Below are 18,724 nucleotides of genomic sequence, written 5' to 3'. Positions count from 1 at the left end.
CTCTACTGTAGCGCGCGCTGTGCCTGTTCGTAATACTCGACGAGTTGCTGGCACAGCGCCTCCCACGTTTTGCCGGAAGTGGACTCGCGGGCCGCGACCCGAAGGTCCTGCCACCTGGTCTCGTCGAGGCACCACGCGACGGCGTGGGGCAGTTCGGTGGTGAACGTGGGGACGTCGAGAAGGAGGCCGTTGGTGCCCTCGGCGATGAGATCGATGGGCCCGCCGGCGCGCGGCGCGATGGTGGGCACCCCGCTGGCCTGGGCTTCTTGGATGGTTTGGCAGAAGGTTTCAAACTCGCCGGGGTGCACGAAGACGTCGAAGCTGGCGTAGGCGCGGGCGAGCTCCTCGCCGGTGAGCGGGCCGCAGAACACCGTGCCCGGCAATACGGCGCGCAGCTCGTCGGCCTCGGGGCCGCCGCCGACGATCACCACTTGCAGGTCCTCGCGGCCACAGAGTGGTGCGAGGCGGTGCACGCTCTTCTCGGCGGCGAGGCGGCCGACGAACCCGACGATGCGTTTGCGCCCGCTCGGGTCCCAAGTGCGGCGCAGCTCCTCGCTGCGGCGGCGGGGGTGGTAGAGGGTGGCGTCGACACCTCGGCCCCACGTGTGGACGCGCTCGATGCCGTGCCTGCGCAGCTGCTCCACCGCTGCCGACGACGGCGCGAGCGTGAGCTGGCAGGCGTTGTGGAGGCGCCGCGTCCAGTCCCACGAAAGCTTCGCCAGCGCCGGGAGGTGGTACTTCGTGGCGAACCCGGCCACATCGGTTTGGTAGAGCGCTACCGCGGGTACCTTCAGCTGGCGCGCGGCGAACGCGCCGGCCGCCCCGAGCACGAACGGGCTGGCCAGGTGCACCACATCCGGCTGAAAGGAAGTGAGCGCGGCACGCACGGCACTGGTGGGAACCCCGATGGGCAGCGAGTTAACCATCGGCACGCGCACGGTAGGCACGCGCACCACGCGGAAGCCCCGGTAGTCGGGGATTTCCTCCTGGTGTTCGCGCGCCCCGGGGGCGATCACGAGGGCGTCGTGGCCGTACTCGCGAAGGTGGTCGAGCACGCGCAACACGGAATTGGTCACCCCGTTGACGTTCGGCAGGAAGGACTCGGCAACGATGGCCACGCGCATCCGCTACGCCACCCCCTCGCTGTCCTCGCGCACGAAGCGCCCCACGCCCTTCCAGGCCGCGGCAGCCACAAGCGTTGCCACCACGGCGACGGACAGCGCAGGGATCAGCGACAGCGTCCAACCGCGGCCCTCAACCTTGACCAGGTCGGGGTCGGTGCGCGAGTACGTCACCCACACCTGCTGACCCTCGCTGAGCCCGGTTGGGTACAGCAGACCGGTCGCCGGCGAGTGGGTGCGCCCGCGGTCATCCTGATACTCCACGGCGGTGCGGATCTTGCTCACGCCAGTCACGGTGGCGAGGCCGCGGCCGGGGTCGCGGGCGATGCGCCAGTCGTTGATGGCGGGCCCTGCGACCATCGCGAGGCAGCCGAGCATCGCGCACGTGTACAGCGCCAGCACGAGCTGCTGGGCTCGACGCTTCCAGCGGATCACTTTTGCAGCCGCTGCGCGAGCGCTCGCCGGGTGGCCCGTGTGGTGCGCGCTTCCACGACGGTGATCGGGCTGGGCTGCGCCTCCAGCTCAAGCAGCACCTCGTGCAGCTCGGCAAGGGTTTCGGCACGGCGGTAGTCGGCTCCGTAGGCCTCCGCCAGCTTTTCGACGTCCACTTCGTGCCTCGTACCAAACGCCTTCTCAAAGTCGTCCCGGACGGACTCCGCCCCGACCTCGAGCGTTTCGAAGATGCCACCGCCGTCGTCGTTGGCGACCACGATGGTGAGGTTGCCGGGGCGTGGCTCGTCGGGCCCGATGAGCAGCCCGCCGGCGTCGTGGAGGAAGGTGAGGTCCCCCATGAGCGCGACGGTGCGCGGGGCGCGGATCTCGTCCGGGTGCAGGCGCTGCGTGGCAAGGGCAATGCCGATTGCCTGGGAGACCGTGCCGTCGATGCCCGCGGCGCCGCGCGGGGAGAAGGTCGGCACGCCGTCGAACGGCATGCCGACGAAGGAGGCGTCCCGGACCGGGTTGGAGGCCCCCAACACCAGCGTGTCCCCGACCCCGAGGGTGTCGCACACGGCGGCGGCGACGTGCATGCCGGTGAACCCGTAGTCGGCGTCGGCGAGAGCGTCGCGCACCGTGTTCGCGCCGACGCCGCCCGCGGCCTCGCAGATAGTGATCCACTGCTGGCGCGGCTGGCCGGTCGCGTTGACTCGCGAACCGCGCAGCTGCGGATTGCCCGTGAACGTCTCCGTGCGCGAAATGCCGATCACGGTGATGTCCGGGTCGGCGAGCAACGCCATCACGTCGCGGTGCAGGGTCGGGTGTCCCACCACGATGACCTGCTCCGGCTTCGTCGACGCTGCGAAATCGCCGCCGTCGTGGCTAATCGAGACCTCGCTCTGCGCAAAGAAGCGCGCGGCCAGCGGGTGCACCTGGTGGAACGGTGTCGGCGCGGTGGGCTCCGCGATGGTGGGCACGTGCTCCAGCCCGGGAACGTCCCAGGCCTCGTCGCCGGCGATAACCAGCGTGTCCTTCGTCAGGTCGACGTCGACGGCGCCGTGGTCACTCCACGCGGGCTTCGTGGCCAGGCGACCCGGACCAACCCGGCGCGACTTCCCCACCGGCTCCGGCAGGGCGTCGGGCACCAGCGGGGTGTCCAGGGCCACGTTGACGTGCACCTGGGCTGCGCCGAAGTCCAGCGCGCGGGCCTCCTCCACACTGGTGACCTGCTGCGTCTTGGCGTAGTGGCCGAAGATGCCCTGCTGCCAAATCGTCTGGGAGGCCCCAGTGCCGACCATCCACTCGGGCCGGTCGGCGCTGATAACGGCCAACGGCACGTGCGCCATGTGCGCCTCCACCATGGCCGGAAGCGTGTTGGCAACCGCGGTGCCGGACGTCATCACTACGCCAACGTGGCGGCGCTGCACGCGCGCCAGGCCGAGGGCGGTGAAGGAGGCGGAGCGTTCGTCGATACGCATGTGGACGGTGATGTCCCTGCGTGCGAGCAGCGCGTACGCCAGCGGCGAGTTGCGCGAACCTGGGCACATCACCACGTCCGTGACGTGCTGCGAGAGCGACTCGGCGACCTGGCGGGCAATATCCATCGAGTTCATGGCCACCTACCTTACTGTCCTTGCAGGGCGCTCTCTGCACCGGAGACGATGTCGTCGAAAAGGCCGCGAAGCTCGGTCGGCACCTCGACGGCTGGCTCGGTCGGTGCCACGGTCTCCCCGCTCTCCCCGCGCCCCCGGTCCGGCAGCAACTTCGGCCGCTTCGTCGTGGTCTCCGTGACCGTCTCCGTAGACACGGCAGTCTCGGTCACCGTGGAGGTCACCGGCGGCTTGTCCGCCTCGGCTGCGGCGCTGCGCCACAGGAAGAACAGCACCGTGCCAGCGCACAGTGCGATAGCAAGGGCAATGCCCAGCCCAATTGCGAGCCCGTTGGAGCGCTGCGGCTCCGGCTCGTAATAGGACTGGGGTTCGTAATAGGCTTCCGGCTCGTAGTACTGCGTTTGATGCTCCGGGTCCGGGAAGTACTGCTTTGGACGTTGCTGGTTATCCATGCTGCTAGCGTACCGCTAGAGCACCAAACCAAACACCGGCACCGCCAGGAAGTAGGTCACCACGGTGATCAGGCCGAGGGAGATGATGTTCAGCCACAGGCCGCCCTTGAGCATCTCGCTCATAGTGACGTAGCCCGAGGAGTACGCGATCGCGTTCGGCGGCGTTGCCACCGGGAGCATGAACGCACAGGTTGCGGACAGCGCCACCGGGATGGCCAGCAGCAAGATGTTCATCTCGGTCGCCTCGGTCAGGCCGATACCAACCGCGACACCGCCCATGATCGGGAGGAAGGTGGCGGCGGTCGCCGTGTTCGAGGTCAGCTCGGTCAGGCCCAGCACCAGTGCGGCGACAGCCATGATGAGCAGGATCGTCGGCAGCACAGCGAGGCCCTTTGCGGCTTCACCGATCCAGAGGGACAGGCCGGTGGAGGTGAACATCGCGGACAGGGACAGGCCACCACCGAACAGCAGCAGGACGTCCCACGGCATCTCGTTCGCGGTCTCCCAGTCCATCAGGCGCTTGCCTTCCTTCGTGCCCGGCACGATGAACATCAGCAGGCCGGCAATGATGCCGACGATGGCGTCGTTGTACGGGAACTCCCAACCGAACTGCTTGATACCAAGCGGGATGAAGATCCAAGCGAGTGCCGCGATCAGGAAGATGATGCCGACGGCCACCTGCGGGAAGGTCCATGCGCCCAGCTTGCGGTACTCCTCATCGATGAGCTCCTTGCCACCGGGGATCCGGTCGATCTCAGGCTTGAACACGTTAATCAGGACAAACCAGGCGATCACGGTCAGCAGGATCGCCATCGGCATACCGACGAGCATCCACTGGCCGAAGCCGATCGTGATGTCGTGTGCTTCCTTCATGTAGCCAGCCAGCAGGGCGTTCGGCGGGGTACCGATCAGAGTGCCGAGCGAGCCAGTCGACGCGGAGTACGCGATTGCCAGCATGAGCGAGGTAGCGAACTTCTTCTGGTTCTGCATGCCGCCAACGGAGTCAGCGGTCAGGGTCAACACGGAAACACCAATCGGGAGCATGACCACCGCGGTCGCGGTGTTGGATACCCACATGGACATGAAGCCAGTGGCCAGCATGAAGCCCAAGATGATGCGCTTCGGGCTGGTACCCACAATGCGCACGACCACCAGCGCGAGCCTGCGGTGCAGATTCCAACGCTGCAACCCGAGGGCCATCAGGAAGCCACCCATGAAGAGGAAAATCGTGGACGACGCGTACGGCCCGGAGACCGCGCTGAACTTTGCCACGCCCATCACCGGGAAGATCGCTATCGGTAGCAAGGCGGTTGCCGCCAGCGGGATCGCCTCCGTCATCCACCACGCCGCCATGAGCACGGTGGTAGCGGCGACGACGCGCATTACGTCGGCGTCGTAGGTCGTTTCAGGGTCGGCGCCCGAGGACTGCTGCACTGTTTCGGCAGCGCTGCCCGGGAAGATGTAGTACACCAGCAGCGCAAGCAGCACACCTGCGATCAAACCAATGAGTTGGCGACGCCACTCACCCGGTTCGGGCGACTTGGCAAGCTCGCCGTCGGAGAGCGCGGACGATTCGTGCATCACGGGAGTCGACATTTTCGATCCTTTCGAACAGGATTCACACAACAGCTAAAAAGGTGATCTTTCACACCCTCGCGTGGGAGACGTTACGCCCTCACACATCAAATGTCGCAAGAATGCACAGATTAATCAAACATTTCCACCCCCGCCCGGGCACGTTTTTACCCCCGCATGGTGTCCATGCAGTCCCGAACGCGCTGAAACCACCAGTCGCGACGTTCCGCGGGAGCCCGCAACTCGTGCAGACGCGCCGGATCGGGGGTAACAGGGGTGGCTTCGAGGCAGCCGTCTACAAGCGGCCGCGGCTTCGCGACGTCCTCTACGAACAGCCGCTGCGTAGCCAATCCCGCTGCACGCGAATCCGCGCACTGCGCCGCTACCAGCCCCGCGTACATCCCCACCGCGGTGTCCAGGGCGCTGGCCACCGTCACATCCATCCCCAGGTCCCGCTTCAGCGCCAGCAGGCGGCGCACTCCCCCGAGCGGCGCAACCTTCAACACGGCAACATCCGCCGCGCCCAGCTCGGCGACACGCAGCGGGTCAGCCGCCCGGCGTATCGATTCGTCCGCCGCGATCGGCGTACGCACCCGCGCACGCACCTCCGCGAGCTCCTCCGCGCTCCCGCAGGGCTGCTCGATGTACTCCAGCTCCCCCAACGCGTCGGCGGCGCGCACCGCCTCCTCGACGCTCCACCCCCGGTTCGCGTCCACGCGCAGGGTCGCGTCGGGACGCAGCTCGCGCACCCGCTCGACGCGCGCAACATCGTCGGCGAGCGTCTGGCCAGCCTCGGCCACCTTAATCTTGAACGTCCCGATCCCCGGGAAACGCTCCAACACCTCCTCCACCTGGGCGGCGTCCACCGCGGGCACCGTGCCGTTCACCGGCACCGGGCCGGAAGCCTCCGGCAGACCATCGAACGCGGCCTCCAAACCGGAGCGCAGCCACTGCGCGGACTCCTCAGGGCCGTACTCCACAAAGGGAGAAAACTCGCCCCAGCCGGAGGGGCCGTCGATAAGCAGGGCCTCACGGGTGGTGATCCCGCGGAACTTCACTACCATGGGCAGGGCTACAACGTGGGAGCGCTCAAGGATCTCGTCAACGGAAGGCAATAAAGAAGGCATAGGGCCAGGCTAGCGCCGGCCGAGCACCAGCGCGACGGGCCCCTGCTGGATCGAGCACGCACCCCGCGAGGAACAGCCACCGCAGCCGCCTGCGCAGGAGTCGTTGAGGGCGCGGCGCTGCACTTCGCCGGTGGCCTCGAGGTGGGCCATGACGGCGTCGATAGTCATGGGTGACAGGTTGGTGCAGCGCGCAATTTCCTCGCGGCTCACGCAGCCTTCGCGCAGCGCGCCGAGCACCGCCGACATCGGCCCGCCGCTCATTAGAAGAACACCTTCAACAGCTGGAACGCCACGACGGCCAGGCCCCACGCCATCGCCATCTGCAACATGACGCCGAACAGCGTCCACTTCAGGCCGATCTCCCGGCGCTGCGCAGCAAGCGTGGCCACGCACGGGGTGTACGCCAGCAGGAAGAGCATGTACGCCCACACTGCAGGTATCGTGTGCCCGCCGGAGGCCTGGTTGAAGTCTTCGCGGATCGCCTGACTCAACGGCGAGTTGCCGTCGCCCTCCTCGGGCTCCTCCAGCGCGTAGGTCTGCGCCCAGCTGGAAATGACGGCCTCCTTGGCCACGAAGCCGGTGATCAGCGGGCCAGCCAGGGACCAGGAGTCGAAGCCTGCAGGCGCGAAGACAGGGGCGATCGCGTCAGAGACAGTGCCGTACACCGACTCCTGCGGGGCAACCTCGCCGAACTCTGCCTCGGAGGTCACCGGGGTGGACTGCAGCGCCCACACCACGACGACGGTCGCCACGATGATCTTGCCCGCGGTCTCAAGGAAGCCACGCAAGCGCGCCCACATCACCGACAGCGCCAGGCGCGCGCCCGGCAGCTGGTACACCGGCAGGTCGATGACCAGGGGCTCGGTGCCCATCGTGGACCACAACACCTTGCGCAACGCGAAGCCCGTCAGCACGACAAGCAGGATAGAAATGACGTACATCGCGAAGACGACGGTGCCCGCGTGATCCGGGAAGAACGTCGCAGCCAGCATGACGTACACCGTCAGGCGCGCACTGCAGGACGCGAACGGCACCAAGAGGGCCGTCATCAGGCGGTGGCGCGGATCCCCCATCACGCGCGTCGCCGAAATCGCCGGCACGTTACAGCCGAAGCCAACAATGAGCGGGATGAACGCTTTACCAGGCAAGCCCATCGCACGCATCACACGATCCGCGACGACGGCCGCGCGCGCCATATAACCAGAATCCTCCAGCACAGCGAGACACAGGAACATCAGCGCCATCAGCGGCGCGAACGTGAGCACCATGCCCACGCCGTTAATGAGGCCGTCGACGACCAGCCCTCGCAGCCAGCCGATATCCGGCAGCACCGCGAGCGCCGCATCAGAGACCGGGCCGCCGAAGAATGCCTCCAGGCCATCCTGTAGCGGCTTCGCCACCGTGGTTGTGATCTCGAAGACCAGCCACATCGCCACCAAGAACATCAAGGGGCCAAGCACCGGGTGCAGCGCGAAACGGTCCAGGCGCTCGGTGAAGGTTTGCTGGTGGCCGGTGTCGGTCGCAGCAACTTCGACGGCGGCGTCGACCCAGGCGAAGCGGGCGTCGGCAAGCTCGAAGTCGTCAGTGGTAGCCACTGGGCGCAGGGTGCCCGCTGGTTCGGCGAGCTGGGCGTCGATAACTTCGCGCAGACCGCGCACATCCCTCTTACGCGGATCGACCGCGACCACGGGCAACCCAAGCGCGTTCTGCAGCGCCGCCGCATCCACCGCAATGCCCTCCGCGCGGGCCACATCCATCTTGGTCAACGCAACCACGATGCGGTACGGCGTCTCCGCGAGCTGCGCCACCATATACAAACCACGCGCAAGGTTCGCCGCATCAACGACGACCACCACCGCATCCGGACGCTCCGCCGGGCAACGCTCCAGCAGCAGCTCGCGAGTGAGCTCCTCGTCAGGGCTCTGCGGATCCAGCGAGTAGGCGCCAGGAAAATCAATCACGTTATAGGAACCCGCCCACACGCCGCGAGAAATCTCCACGGAGGTGCCAGGCCAGTTGCCCATCTTCACGTTCGCGCCAGTCAGCGCATTAAACAAGGTGGACTTGCCGGCGTTCGGAGCTCCGATCAGCGCGATGGTGGGCTCGCCCTTGACGGCGGTATCTGCGTGCGGCCCGCAACACGACGGAACCTGGGTGAAATCGGCCATGGCTATGCCACGCTCACCTTGATGCCACGCAGCGCGTCAGCGCTGAGGGCGTAGCGGGAGGTTGCCACCTTGATCACGCGGCCACCACCAGCCGTGGACTGCATAATGCTCACGCGCTGGCCTGGGCGAAGACCAAGCTCCTGCAGGCGACGCGCGACGGTAGGGGTAGTGTCAAGCGCCGCGATAACGGCGCTGTCGCCGACGGGGGTGCGGGCAAGGGTGCCCTCGGCAGTTTTCGTTATCAGACTCATACGTTTGATTTAACTCCGAGCCCATTAGGTAAGCAATGCCTTACACAGAGGTTGCCTCCTTGTGGGGGTGCCCCGAGCTGCCGTCGGCACCGTAGACTACAAAGCCATGAGCTATTCCACTGCGCAACCATTCGACCCAACCCAATGGCGCGAGGTCGAAGGTTTTGACTTCACCGACATCACCTATCACCGACACGTAGGGACCACGCGCGCCGACGGCATCGTCCGCATCGCCTTCGACCGCCCCGAAGTACGCAACGCGTTCCGCCCCCACACCGTCGACGAACTCTACCGAGCACTCGACCACGCCCGGCGCGACCCTTCTGTCGGCGTGGTGCTGCTAACCGGCAACGGGCCTTCTGAGAAGGACGGCGGCTGGGCGTTCTGCTCCGGCGGCGACCAGCGCATCCGTGGCCGCTCCGGCTACCAGTACGCGGGCGGCGACACCGCCGACACCGTCGATACCGCACGTGTGAAAGCCGAGGGCGGACGCCTGCACATCCTTGAGGTCCAGCGCCTCATCCGCACCATGCCCAAGGTGGTCATCGCGGTGGTGAGCGGCTGGGCAGCCGGCGGCGGCCACTCACTCCACGTCGTGTGCGACCTGACCATCGCCTCCCGCGAGGAGGCCAGGTTCAAACAAACCGACGCCGACGTCGGCTCCTTCGACGCCGGCTACGGCTCCGCCTACCTGGCCAAGATGGTGGGTCAAAAGTTCGCCCGCGAGATCTTCTTCCTCGGCCGCACCTACTCTGCCGAGGAGATGCAGCGCATGGGCGCCGTCAACATCGTCGCCCCGCACGCTTCCTTGGAAGAGGAGGCCATCCAGGTCGCCCGCGAAATCAACGGCAAGTCCCCCACCGCACAGCGCATGCTCAAATTCGCCTTCAACCTTGTCGACGACGGCCTCATGGGCCAACAAGTCTTCGCCGGTGAAGCAACCCGCCTCGCCTACATGACCGACGAGGCCGTCGAAGGCCGCGACTCCTTCCTGGAAAAACGCGAGCCCCGTTGGGACGACTTCCCGTTCTACTACTAGGTTTTGGCGGTTCTTTGCCGGGCCGGCGGGTCGGCGGGTCAGCGGGTCGGTTGCCGGCTCGGCTGCCGGCTCGGCCCGGCCGCCCTCCACCCGAAAATAGTTCCCCGCCCGGCCCCGGGAACTATTTTGTCGTCGCCCCTCTGGCCACCTGGAGCGCTGACAGATTCCGCCGTGATCTGTCAGGAACGCACCTTGCCGATCCATGCCGCCACCCTGCCGACCCCTGCCAACCCGTGCCGGACAGCCTAAAAGACGATATCGGCTTCTGGGTTTTCAGTAGCGTGGTGCCATGAAACGTCACGTACCGGGCACCTGCGATAACGGCGGCACGTGGCACTTGCTTATCGACGACAACCACGCCCACGCCTTCTACAACTCCCCCGATGGTCGCTACACGGCCGACGGACGCCTCACCCCGGCGCGTTAGCGTCGTACTGGGCGCATCCCGCGCAGCGTCCGCATCAGCAGCACTACAACCACCGCCAGCAGCACCAGCCCCACCGCAGCCGCAACCCACACTCGTGCACCGGTGGCCGTAGCTGGCCATGCGGGGACGGCGAGGATCCATAACGCAGATTGCGCGAGGACATCCCCGCCGATCGTGACGGAGACGATTGTGACCAGGATCGTCGTGGCCAGCGTCCACGCCACGCCGAAGCGGACGGTGATGGCAAGTGCGGTGAGGGCCAATACGCTGCCTGCGAGGAACGCGAGGAGTCCGAAGCGTGCGTCGCCAACCACGGCCGCTCCGAACGCGCACACGAGGGCGACGATTCCAACGCACCACGTGGCCAATGCGGCGCGGACGTGTGGGTGTTCGACCTGCATGAGCGCCCAGGCGGGACGCAGTTTCGGCCACACCAGTGTGGGAAGCACGCCCGCCCCTATCGGCAGGATGATGTAGGTGAACATCGCCTCACGCACATCCACCGGATATGCCAGCGAGAACAGCAGCACCAGGGCGGTGAGCAGGAGCAAGACGCGTATCGACGACACCCTCGCCGCCATCGCAACCCCCTTCACCGCAGCCACGTATCCGGTGGCTTCGGTGCGTGGCGTCGCCGGAGAAGTGGCCAGCGGTGCGGTGACGTGGTGGACTCGGCGGCGGCGCAATATAGGTCGGGTGCGCGGTGGTACGAGGGCGGCCACTACAAAGCCAATTGCTGCGAGCACCAGCGTGAGGATGAGGGCAAGCACAGGAGACTCCCCCGCCATCGGATCCGTGGCGTCGAGGGGCAGCAGGTTGAAGTGCAGGCCCATGGTCGGCAGCACCAACCGAATTGGCCAGGCGCCGGGGTTGGCCCACCACCAGTCGCGTTCGGCGAAGTAGCCAAGCTCGATGGTGAAGAAAAAGCCGAGGATGATGGTCGGCAGCATCCCGATGCGTCGCGTGGCAGCGGCGGCAAGGCCTGCGGGGCCGAGCATGCCCAGCCACACAAATAGGCCGACGAGTGCGATCGGGGCTGTGTTGTCCAGGTTGAATACGAGGCCGGCGGCAACCGGTACGACAAAGTCAAGGGCAACGAACACGGCCAGCGCCAGCCACACCACGGCGATGCGGGCGGCTCGCGTTCGCACCCGTGAGACCGGCCGCCACCAAGTGCCCCCGCCTCGGGCGTCACGCTCGCGGGTCTCGGCCAAGCCTGCGAACAGTGCGGCGGCAGGCGCAGCCATGCCGGTGACCAACAGGCCTTGCGGGTAGAGCAGGTTCGTGGCGGTTTCCACATTTCCGGCCAGGGCGAACAACGTCAGCAGCACACCGACCAGCAAACCTGCCCCAGCGAGCCACCACAGTATGGAGCCGCGAGCACGGATCCATTCGGCGTGTAGGAGGTTCATCGTTCACCACCGGAGGTGAGCCGAAAGAACGACTCTTCTAGGTTTGGACCCAGTTCCGCGAGCTCGCCTGCGAAGCGGACGCTGCCGCCTGCGATGACTGTGGCGTCGTCGGCCATGTGCAGCACTTCGCCGAGTTGGTGGGAACTGACCAGGACGGTGCGCCCGGCACGTGCGTATTCGCGGAGGTAGTCGCGCAGGTGGGCAATGCCTTCGGGGTCGAGACCGTTTTGTGGTTCGTCGAGAATGAGCACCTCTGGCTCGCCGAGCAGCGCCTGAGCGAGGGCGAGGCGTCCCTTCATGCCGGTGGAGAAACTGCCGGCTTTCTTCTTTCCCGCGGTTTGGAGGCCAACCAGTTCGAGAACCCGGTCGGCTTCGCTGTCGGGAAGGCCCAGCAGCGTGGTGTGGACGCGGAGGTTGTTGCGGGCGCTGAGGTGGCTGTAAAAAGCAGGGTCGTTGATGGAGGCGCCGACATGGCGCAGCGCCTCGCGGGCGAACGGCTGCCCCATCAGTGTCACCTCGCCGGCATCAGGTTTGATCAGGCCGAGCATCACCGACATCAGCGTCGATTTACCCGCGCCGTTGGGGCCGAGCAGCGCGTGGACTCGGCCCGGGGTGGTGGTCAACGACACGTCGCGAAGTACGTGGTGGTCCCCGAAGGACACAGCCACGCCGCGGCAAGCGAGTTGCGTATCAGTCATGGCATTCATGGTCGTCGCTGAGCAAGGCCACCACATCGGCCGACGGGACCACACTGCCTCCTCCTCTAGGAGGAGATCTCGGCGCGCTGGGCGATCAAGGCAAGCGCCACCCTGTCGCGCGCGCCGAGTTTGGCAAGCAGGTTGGAGACGTGCGTTTTCACCGTGGTCTCTGCAATAAACAGTGTGGCGGCGATTTCAGCGTTCGTGGCGCCGCGGCCAATTTCTGCGAGCACGTCGTGTTCGCGTTGCGTCAGCGCCTCCAGCGCGGCGGCGGATTCTTGGGTGCCCGCACCGTCGCGGACCCATTCCATCACGCGGCCTGTGACCCCGGGGGCCAGAACCGATTCGCCGCGGGCGACAGCGCGCACGGCGTTGGCCAGGACGTCGGGTTCGGCGTCTTTGAGAAGAAAGCCGTGCACGCCGGCGTCGATAGCCGCATGGATCAAGGTGTCGTCGTCGAAGGTGGTCAGCATGATCACGCGTGGGCCCATTTCCATGATGGTGCGGGCGGCGGTGATGCCGTCGAGTACTGGCATGCGGATGTCCAGCACCGCCACGTCGATGCGGTGGGCGCGGGTTTGCTCCACGGCCTCGGCGCCGTCGGCGGCGGTGGCGACGACGGTGATGTCGTCCTGGGCGTCCAAGATGGTGCGGAGGGCGCTGAGGAGGAGCGGTTGGTCGTCGGCAAGGAGCAGGCGGATCATGCTGCCAACTCCGCCCGTACGGTAAATGTCTCCCCTGACTGCCATGTCTTCAGCGTGCCACCGGCGCTCGCCGCGCGTTCACGCAGCCCCTCCAGCCCGACGCCGGTGCCTGGTTGGGGTCGAATCTGGCCTGTAGAAACGACTTCTACCACCACGGTCTCGCCCGGTGCGATCCGAACCGTCACAGCAGGATCGACTTGGTGGCGCGCCGCGTTTGCCAGTGCCTCCGCCACGATGCGATATGTAGCAAGCGAGGTCACCGGGGAGACATCCACTGCTGGTGCTTCCAGCGACACTTCCAGGCCGGCGTCGCGGTAGCGCTGCACCAACGACGGCAGGTCAGGGATCCCCGCCCTCGGCGAAAACGCATGATCGCTCTCACGCAGGCCGCGCACAAGCAGGCGAATCTCCGACAACGACTGCCCGGCGGCCTCGTTGATCTGCTGCAGCGCCTCCCGCTCCTGCCCGGCCGCCAACCCGGCATTGGCCTGCGCCTTGATCAGGGTCAGGGAGTGGCCGAGCAGGTCATGGATATCGCGGGCAATGGCGCGGCGTTCCTCCTCGCGCGCTGCCGCGAGGCGCTGCTCTTTCGCGTTCGCTTCTCGACGCCGCTCCGCCTCCTCAGCCGCCAAATTCGCCCCGAGCAAGTACCCCACCGTGCACGCGCCCCAATGCAGTGCAAGCGTGATCCCCAGATCAGCCCCATGCCGGTAGAACAACACGAAGTTGTCGTCCCACGTCCACATGAACGGTGACAGCAGCGCCCACCCGCACGCGGCAGCGAGAACAACTAGCGCGAAGCGCTTCCCTGTAAACCGCCCGGCAATAAAGGTCACCACCGGGACCGCCAACACCCACGGGGAAAAGCCAAGGTTGACCGGCGCGGCCAGCCACATCACAGACCAGGCAACATTCAGCGTGATAAGGGCAATCGAGGAGAACTTGGGTTTGCTCGTGAGCACCACGCACACCGCGACGAAGCCCCACGACAGTACGGCTTGGCCCCAACTGGCCGCATGTGTGGGTTGGGTAAACGCACTCGCGGTGTACACCGCCGCCAAGATGGCAACGGCGACCGCGAGCACAAGGTCACCCGGTTTGTAGCGCATGGCCGTAAGCCTATCGGCAACACCGAACACGCGCCTCCTCCCAGGGGAGGAGATCTACTTTGTCAGCCCGGGAATCTTCGGAAGCTCCGGCACATTGATGCCGGCGTTCTTGAGCAGCGCGAACAACCCGCCCAGAGCTGCCAGAACCGCAGCGATGATGCCGATGATCTGGCCGAGCTTGGCGTCAAAGTTCTGAGTCTGCTCCTGCTTCGGCGTGGGCTGCTCCGGGGTTGGCGTTTCCGGCGCGGAAGGGTCGGCTGGTTGGCCCGGCAGGGTGTTCTTCAGTACCGGCGGGGCTGGCAGGTCTGCGTTCTGGGTGCTGAAGATGAGCGGTGGGTTGTCGCTGCACTGTTGCGCCTGCTTAAGCAGGTAGTAGTACCGGGACTCGAGTGAGTCGGTGGCCTTGGCAAAGTAAGTGTCGGACATGTTCGAGGCAAGCGCAGCGCGCTTCCAGTCCTGGACGTGGTTCAGGAACCGAGCAGTGTTGTCGCCGGTGCGGCCAAATACGTAGTCCTCCCCGAGGCTGGTCACCTCCGGCACGGAGCCGTCGATACCGATGTACCAGCGCGCCGATCCCTGCAGCGCCTTGCCCGCTGGCGAAAACGGGATCTGGGCGCCCTGCTTCATGTCCAGGTAGAAGTCGGCGTCGGTGGAAACCAGGCCCAGCTTGGCCAGCTTTTCCTTAGTGGCGGCGCGGGCGGCGTCGTAGTCGGGACGCTCGCCGGGCTCCTGCCCTTCCAAGCGGAGTTGCTGGTAGGAGATGATGGCTGGTTGGTCGAGGTGGGCGTCGCCAAGTGGTTTGAGCCCCTCGAAGGTTGCCTCGAATGCTTCAGCGACGGCCGTGGCGTACATGCCGTGCGTGAGCGTTTTTGCGATGCGTTCGGCCTGCCAGGCAGGGCCGCGCTCGGCGTCGTTGAGGACGACGCGGCACTGGCCACTGTCAGTGCGGGCGAGGTGGGCGGCGTGGGCCGGGGTCGTGGCGAGGGCGGTGAAGGCGGTCGCCGCAGCGACGGCCGATGCGATGATCTTCTTCATGCCCATGTAATCGGCACAGACGGTGCCGGGCGTTACGCGGCGACCACAACTCCCCCGCCGGTTCCATCGAACATCCGACCGACTCCGCCCCGCGGTGTCGGAGGCGTGCCTTATATTGAATGACGCCCCCAACACGGATGGACAAAGGAGCAGGAATGGGCCGGAATGGGTTTGCGGTCGTCGATTTGGAGACGACAGGGCTGAGCAACCAGGACCGCATTGTGGAGATCGGCGTGGTGCTGCTGCGCCCCGATTTCACGGTAGAGCGCACGTGGGAGACCCTGATCCAGCCGGAGCGCGACATTCCGAATAGTTACATCCATAAGATCACGGCGACCGATGCGGTGGATGCACCATTATTTTGCGACGTCGCTCCGTACCTGGGCTCGCTGCTCAATGGCCGCACGCTGGTGGCGCACAATGCGTCGTTTGAGCACCGCTTCCTGACCAACGAGTTCGCGCGCGCCGGCGCGGAGGACGGCTTGTGCGAGTGGCTGGACACGATGCGGTTGACGAAGCAGTACATGGGCGTGGGCAAGTTAAGTGAAGCGCTGGATATCGCGAGGATTCGGAACCGGTTTGCGCACTCGGCGCTCGCGGACGCCGAGGCGACCGCCGAGCTCCTCCGTTACTTGTGCGTGGGCAACGGAGTGGACGTCGAGAAGTATCCGTCGGCGACGTTCACCTCCCCCGCAGCCGAGGCCCCGTGCCTCCCCCGCGGCGGCGAGCCCTCCTGGGCGGGGCAGCTTTCGCGCACCTTGCCGACGGCCACCACCAAGAACGAAGCCGACTACCGCACCGAGCTGACCTGCGCACTTGTGGACCGTTCCATCTCCCGCACCGAGATGCGCCGCCTCGAATCCACCGCCATCGCCGCGGGCCTCAGCGCCGACGACGTCGACGCCATCAACGAGGAGTTCACGCGCCAGCTCGCCGTCGAAGCCTGGGCCGACGGCGTCATCACCGACGAGGAACGCGCCACGCTGCTCGACATCGCCGAGGCGCTCAACGTCGATGCGCAGCTCGTGCGCTCGCTTCTCGACGAGCCCACCTCCGGCCCCACCCCCGCCACCTTCAGCCTGCGCCCAGGCGACCGCGTCGCGTTCACCGGGGCCCTCGACATCCCGCGCGACGTATGGACCGACCGCGCCACCGCCGCCGGCCTCGACGTCGGCGGCGTGACCCGCACGTGCGCCGTCCTTGTTGCGGCGAATCCGGACTCGATGAGCGGGAAGGCGAAGCAAGCACGCGAGAACAACGTGCCGATCATCAGCGAGACCCACTTCGCCCAGTTACTGAAGGCCATGGAGGATTCGACCGAGGACGCACCGGTTGCTGCCCCTGATGCCGCTGCGCCTGTTTCAGCCCCGGAGCAGTTCTCTTGGCTGACCGCCGAGCAGTCGCACGCTGTTGGCGCGTCGAGTGCGCGCATCGCCGCCGCGTGGATCGAACAACACCCGGACCGCCCACTGCACGAGATCGCTGACAACCTCAAACCCCACCACGTCCCCGAAGCGACCGGACGCGGCATCGACCGCTACCTCGCCATGTGGAGCCTCGAGCACCCGGAGATGCTCAACGCCAGCGCCTACGACCTACTTGACCTGCACGGGGTCGGCCCGAAGCGGTGCAGCCAGCTCGTGGAGATGGTGGTGGACCTCGCCGTCGACGGACTCGAGGAACCGGTTGAGGTGGAGGCGGCGGTTGTTGAGGAGGTCACTCCGGAACCCGCTGAGCTGCCCGCGCAGCCTGCCCCGGAGCCACGCCCTGCAGCCGCCAAGCCTCGGCCTGCCACCAATGAACTGACACCGGAGGAGCTGCTTGCCGCAGCGTATGCCCCGCTGCACGCACCGGTCCCCGCTCAATCGGCACCGTACGATCCCGCGCTAGTCACGCCTGCTGCTGCCCCGAAGCGACGCTCCAAGTCCGGGAAGGTATTCAAGCGGTCGGTGATCATCACCGTGGTGTCGTTTGTACTCTTCGGGCTGTGCATGGAAACGTTCGACCCGGAGGCCGAGTCCCTCATCGCCGGGATGCTCGCTCTGGCAACATTGGTTGGAATGCTGACGGCGGGGGTCTCGGGTGTGATGGCGCTAATCAGCAAGTTGCGGGGATAGAGCGCCAGGCCTTGTGCGTGTCTGATATTCAGTTAGGCTTGTCCGGCTGGTGACCGAAATCAGCTTGAGGCATTCATCTCACCCCCTTCCTTACGGTCGAGACCAGCCGCTTCCACAAAGAAGCGCGTCCGCGCCGCCACTCACAGTCCGCAAATTGCAAAAGCGGGTATAAAACCGTTGCAAAAGCGGGTGCGAAATCGTTGCAGAAACGGGTACGCCACCCGTGAGCTGCACGTTTACCGCAGCTCTAGGAACGCGCTCGCCACCATGCCGCGCGCCCGAAAACAGCGGCGCAGACCTCCGAAGTTCCAAACTGTAGTAGGTGGATTGTAGTAATCCTCGAAAATTTGAGCGAAACGGGGATTACTACAATCCTATTGCTCACTTTTAGGCGCTTGGCCAACCTGCAGCCACCAGCCAACCCACAGCAGCCAACCACCCCGCACCCCAACCCCACCTCACCCAACGCAGCGCAAACCCGAACCAGACCACCCTGACCACACAACACCCTAACAAACTAGACCGACCAGTCTTGCAATCACAAACCGATTGGTTTATTCTTCGGTACAGCTTAAAACAACTTGAAAGGAAACATCGTGCTGAAGAAACTCACTGCCATCACCGCGGCAGCCGCCCTCGCCCTGGGTCTGACTGCCTGCTCCGGCGATTCCACCGACACCACCGCAGCCCCGGACGGGGACCTGGACACCATCCGCGTCGCTACTTCGCCTGGCCCGTATTCGGAGCTGTTCACGGATGCGGTCGGCCCCATCTTGGAGGGACAGGGCTACGAGGTGGAGTACCAGTCGTTTACTGACCTGACCCAGGCAGATACTGCGCTCAACGAGGGGTCCGCGGACTTGAACGTTGACCAGCACACTGCCTGGCTGAACGTCTTTAATGAGGAGAAGGGCGGCAACCTCGCCTCCATTACTGAGGTGCCGACGGTACCGGCCGGCTTGTACTCCGATAAGTACACGCAGCTCACCGAGGTTGCCGACGGCCACAAGGTTGGCATCCCGCTGGATGGGTCGAACAAGTCCCGCGCGCTGCACCTGCTAGTGGATGCTGGCTGGATCACATTGCAGGACCCGGATGCGACGCTGGTCGCGGAGTCGGATATTAAGGACAACCCCCACAACCTGGAGATTATCTCCATTGATTCGGGCAACCTGTCGCGCACGCTGCCGGACTTTGACTGGGCGGTGATTCCTGGCTCCATGTCGTATTCCGCCGGGTTGGACCCGAAGTTGCAGGTGTTCCAGGAGACGCTGCGTCCGGAGCTGATTCTTGTAGCGGTGACCACCGAGGACAAGAAGGATCAGCCGTGGGCGAAGGCGGTCGCGGACGCGTACCGCTCGGAGGAGTTCAAGCAGTACTTCGACGAGCACAACGAGAACAACTACTGGTTCCTTCCGGATTCTCTGAAGTAGACAAAGCGCTA

18 protein-coding genes are annotated in these 18,724 nt (G+C 65.7%); 4 read left to right on the top strand and 14 right to left on the bottom strand.

What is annotated here, in order from left to right:
* Positions 1 to 2: 2 nt before the first annotated feature.
* From BQ4436_RS05145 to BQ4436_RS05105, 9 genes are all read right to left on the bottom strand, one after another.
* A complete protein-coding gene (locus BQ4436_RS05145; RefSeq protein WP_083290806.1) occupies positions 3 to 1,124 on the bottom strand; it encodes a glycosyltransferase family 4 protein in 1,122 nt (373 codons plus the stop codon).
* 3 nt (positions 1,125 to 1,127) lie between these two features.
* Positions 1,128 to 1,553: a DUF3592 domain-containing protein gene (locus BQ4436_RS05140; RefSeq protein ID WP_369822035.1), complete on the bottom strand. Its 426-nt coding sequence runs from the start codon at positions 1,551 to 1,553 to the stop codon at positions 1,128 to 1,130.
* A complete protein-coding gene (gene menD, locus BQ4436_RS05135; protein ID WP_070975770.1) occupies positions 1,553 to 3,169 on the bottom strand; it encodes a 2-succinyl-5-enolpyruvyl-6-hydroxy-3-cyclohexene-1-carboxylic-acid synthase in 1,617 nt (538 codons plus the stop codon). Before menD ends, BQ4436_RS05140 begins: the two co-directional genes overlap by 1 nt.
* 11 nt (positions 3,170 to 3,180) lie before the next feature.
* Positions 3,181 to 3,618 carry a hypothetical protein gene (locus BQ4436_RS05130; RefSeq protein ID WP_070477489.1) on the bottom strand — a complete coding sequence of 146 codons (438 nt, stop codon included), beginning with the start codon at positions 3,616 to 3,618 and terminating at the stop codon, positions 3,181 to 3,183.
* A gap of 15 nt (positions 3,619 to 3,633) precedes the next feature.
* Positions 3,634 to 5,214 (bottom strand): SLC13 family permease, encoded by a 1,581-nt coding sequence (locus BQ4436_RS05125; protein WP_070975769.1) that lies wholly within the window; start codon positions 5,212 to 5,214, stop codon positions 3,634 to 3,636.
* Positions 5,215 to 5,360: 146 nt separating this feature from the next.
* Positions 5,361 to 6,320 (bottom strand): o-succinylbenzoate synthase, encoded by a 960-nt coding sequence (locus tag BQ4436_RS05120; RefSeq protein WP_070975768.1) that lies wholly within the window; start codon positions 6,318 to 6,320, stop codon positions 5,361 to 5,363.
* A gap of 9 nt (positions 6,321 to 6,329) precedes the next feature.
* Positions 6,330 to 6,581: a FeoC-like transcriptional regulator gene (locus tag BQ4436_RS05115; protein ID WP_070975766.1), complete on the bottom strand. Its 252-nt coding sequence runs from the start codon at positions 6,579 to 6,581 to the stop codon at positions 6,330 to 6,332.
* Entirely contained in the window at positions 6,581 to 8,488 is a 1,908-nt protein-coding gene (gene feoB, locus BQ4436_RS05110) for a ferrous iron transport protein B (protein ID WP_070975765.1), read from the bottom strand. The genes BQ4436_RS05115 and feoB overlap by 1 nt, the downstream gene beginning before the upstream one ends.
* A 2-nt stretch (positions 8,489 to 8,490) precedes the next feature.
* On the bottom strand, positions 8,491 to 8,739 hold the full coding sequence (locus BQ4436_RS05105; RefSeq protein WP_083329454.1) for a FeoA family protein: 249 nt from the start codon (positions 8,737 to 8,739) through the stop codon (positions 8,491 to 8,493).
* A 106-nt stretch (positions 8,740 to 8,845) separates the two neighbouring features.
* Between BQ4436_RS05105 and BQ4436_RS05100 the strand changes: the two genes are divergently transcribed.
* Positions 8,846 to 9,778, top strand: a complete 933-nt coding sequence (locus BQ4436_RS05100; RefSeq protein ID WP_070976026.1) for a 1,4-dihydroxy-2-naphthoyl-CoA synthase — start codon at positions 8,846 to 8,848, stop codon at positions 9,776 to 9,778.
* A gap of 289 nt (positions 9,779 to 10,067) precedes the next feature.
* Positions 10,068 to 10,205 carry a hypothetical protein gene (locus tag BQ4436_RS12230; RefSeq protein ID WP_176754817.1) on the top strand — a complete coding sequence of 46 codons (138 nt, stop codon included), beginning with the start codon at positions 10,068 to 10,070 and terminating at the stop codon, positions 10,203 to 10,205.
* Here the strand turns inward: BQ4436_RS12230 and BQ4436_RS05095 are convergent.
* From BQ4436_RS05095 to BQ4436_RS05075, 5 genes are all read right to left on the bottom strand, one after another.
* Positions 10,202 to 11,617: an ABC-2 family transporter permease gene (locus BQ4436_RS05095; RefSeq protein WP_070975763.1), complete on the bottom strand. Its 1,416-nt coding sequence runs from the start codon at positions 11,615 to 11,617 to the stop codon at positions 10,202 to 10,204. The two genes, BQ4436_RS12230 and BQ4436_RS05095, sit on opposite strands and share 4 nt — an antisense overlap.
* A complete protein-coding gene (locus BQ4436_RS05090) occupies positions 11,614 to 12,315 on the bottom strand; it encodes an ATP-binding cassette domain-containing protein (RefSeq protein WP_070976024.1) in 702 nt (233 codons plus the stop codon). The genes BQ4436_RS05095 and BQ4436_RS05090 overlap by 4 nt, the downstream gene beginning before the upstream one ends.
* Positions 12,316 to 12,380: 65 nt before the next feature.
* Positions 12,381 to 13,019, bottom strand: coding sequence for a response regulator (locus tag BQ4436_RS05085; protein WP_070975761.1), 639 nt, complete (start codon positions 13,017 to 13,019; stop codon positions 12,381 to 12,383).
* Positions 13,016 to 14,128, bottom strand: coding sequence for a sensor histidine kinase (locus BQ4436_RS05080; protein WP_070975760.1), 1,113 nt, complete (start codon positions 14,126 to 14,128; stop codon positions 13,016 to 13,018). The genes BQ4436_RS05085 and BQ4436_RS05080 overlap by 4 nt, the downstream gene beginning before the upstream one ends.
* Before the next feature lie 54 nt (positions 14,129 to 14,182).
* Positions 14,183 to 15,163, bottom strand: a complete 981-nt coding sequence (locus BQ4436_RS05075; RefSeq protein WP_143000825.1) for a hypothetical protein — start codon at positions 15,161 to 15,163, stop codon at positions 14,183 to 14,185.
* 155 nt (positions 15,164 to 15,318) lie between these two features.
* On the opposite strand from BQ4436_RS05075, the gene BQ4436_RS05070 reads away from it, so the two are divergent.
* On the top strand, positions 15,319 to 17,280 hold the full coding sequence (locus tag BQ4436_RS05070) for an exonuclease domain-containing protein (RefSeq protein WP_070975756.1): 1,962 nt from the start codon (positions 15,319 to 15,321) through the stop codon (positions 17,278 to 17,280).
* 596 nt (positions 17,281 to 17,876) lie between these two features.
* Positions 17,877 to 18,713: a MetQ/NlpA family ABC transporter substrate-binding protein gene (locus tag BQ4436_RS05065; protein ID WP_070975754.1), complete on the top strand. Its 837-nt coding sequence runs from the start codon at positions 17,877 to 17,879 to the stop codon at positions 18,711 to 18,713.
* The last annotated feature ends 11 nt before the right edge of the window (positions 18,714 to 18,724 follow it).

This window comes from Corynebacterium sp. MC3, assembly GCF_900099485.1.
Lineage (GTDB): Bacteria > Actinomycetota > Actinomycetes > Mycobacteriales > Mycobacteriaceae > Corynebacterium > Corynebacterium pseudogenitalium.
This window is presented reverse-complemented; position numbering and strand designations above follow the sequence as displayed.

Excerpts from the sequence above, each read along its gene's own strand:
- BQ4436_RS05145 (WP_083290806.1), bottom strand. The coding sequence starts at position 1,124 with ATGCGCGTGGCCATCGTTGCCGAGTCCTTCCTGCCGAACGTCAACGGG.
- menD (WP_070975770.1), bottom strand. The coding sequence starts at position 3,169 with ATGAACTCGATGGATATTGCCCGCCAGGTCGCCGAGTCGCTCTCGCAG.
- BQ4436_RS05130 (WP_070477489.1), bottom strand. The coding sequence starts at position 3,618 with ATGGATAACCAGCAACGTCCAAAGCAGTACTTCCCGGACCCGGAGCAT.
- BQ4436_RS05125 (WP_070975769.1), bottom strand. The coding sequence starts at position 5,214 with ATGTCGACTCCCGTGATGCACGAATCGTCCGCGCTCTCCGACGGCGAG.
- BQ4436_RS05120 (WP_070975768.1), bottom strand. The coding sequence starts at position 6,320 with ATGCCTTCTTTATTGCCTTCCGTTGACGAGATCCTTGAGCGCTCCCAC.
- BQ4436_RS05115 (WP_070975766.1), bottom strand. The coding sequence starts at position 6,581 with ATGAGCGGCGGGCCGATGTCGGCGGTGCTCGGCGCGCTGCGCGAAGGC.
- feoB (WP_070975765.1), bottom strand. The coding sequence starts at position 8,488 with ATGGCCGATTTCACCCAGGTTCCGTCGTGTTGCGGGCCGCACGCAGAT.
- BQ4436_RS05105 (WP_083329454.1), bottom strand. The coding sequence starts at position 8,739 with ATGAGTCTGATAACGAAAACTGCCGAGGGCACCCTTGCCCGCACCCCC.
- BQ4436_RS05100 (WP_070976026.1), top strand. The coding sequence starts at position 8,846 with ATGAGCTATTCCACTGCGCAACCATTCGACCCAACCCAATGGCGCGAG.
- BQ4436_RS12230 (WP_176754817.1), top strand. The coding sequence starts at position 10,068 with ATGAAACGTCACGTACCGGGCACCTGCGATAACGGCGGCACGTGGCAC.
- BQ4436_RS05095 (WP_070975763.1), bottom strand. The coding sequence starts at position 11,617 with ATGAACCTCCTACACGCCGAATGGATCCGTGCTCGCGGCTCCATACTG.
- BQ4436_RS05090 (WP_070976024.1), bottom strand. The coding sequence starts at position 12,315 with ATGACTGATACGCAACTCGCTTGCCGCGGCGTGGCTGTGTCCTTCGGG.
- BQ4436_RS05085 (WP_070975761.1), bottom strand. The coding sequence starts at position 13,019 with ATGATCCGCCTGCTCCTTGCCGACGACCAACCGCTCCTCCTCAGCGCC.
- BQ4436_RS05080 (WP_070975760.1), bottom strand. The coding sequence starts at position 14,128 with ATGCGCTACAAACCGGGTGACCTTGTGCTCGCGGTCGCCGTTGCCATC.
- BQ4436_RS05075 (WP_143000825.1), bottom strand. The coding sequence starts at position 15,163 with ATGAAGAAGATCATCGCATCGGCCGTCGCTGCGGCGACCGCCTTCACC.
- BQ4436_RS05070 (WP_070975756.1), top strand. The coding sequence starts at position 15,319 with ATGGGCCGGAATGGGTTTGCGGTCGTCGATTTGGAGACGACAGGGCTG.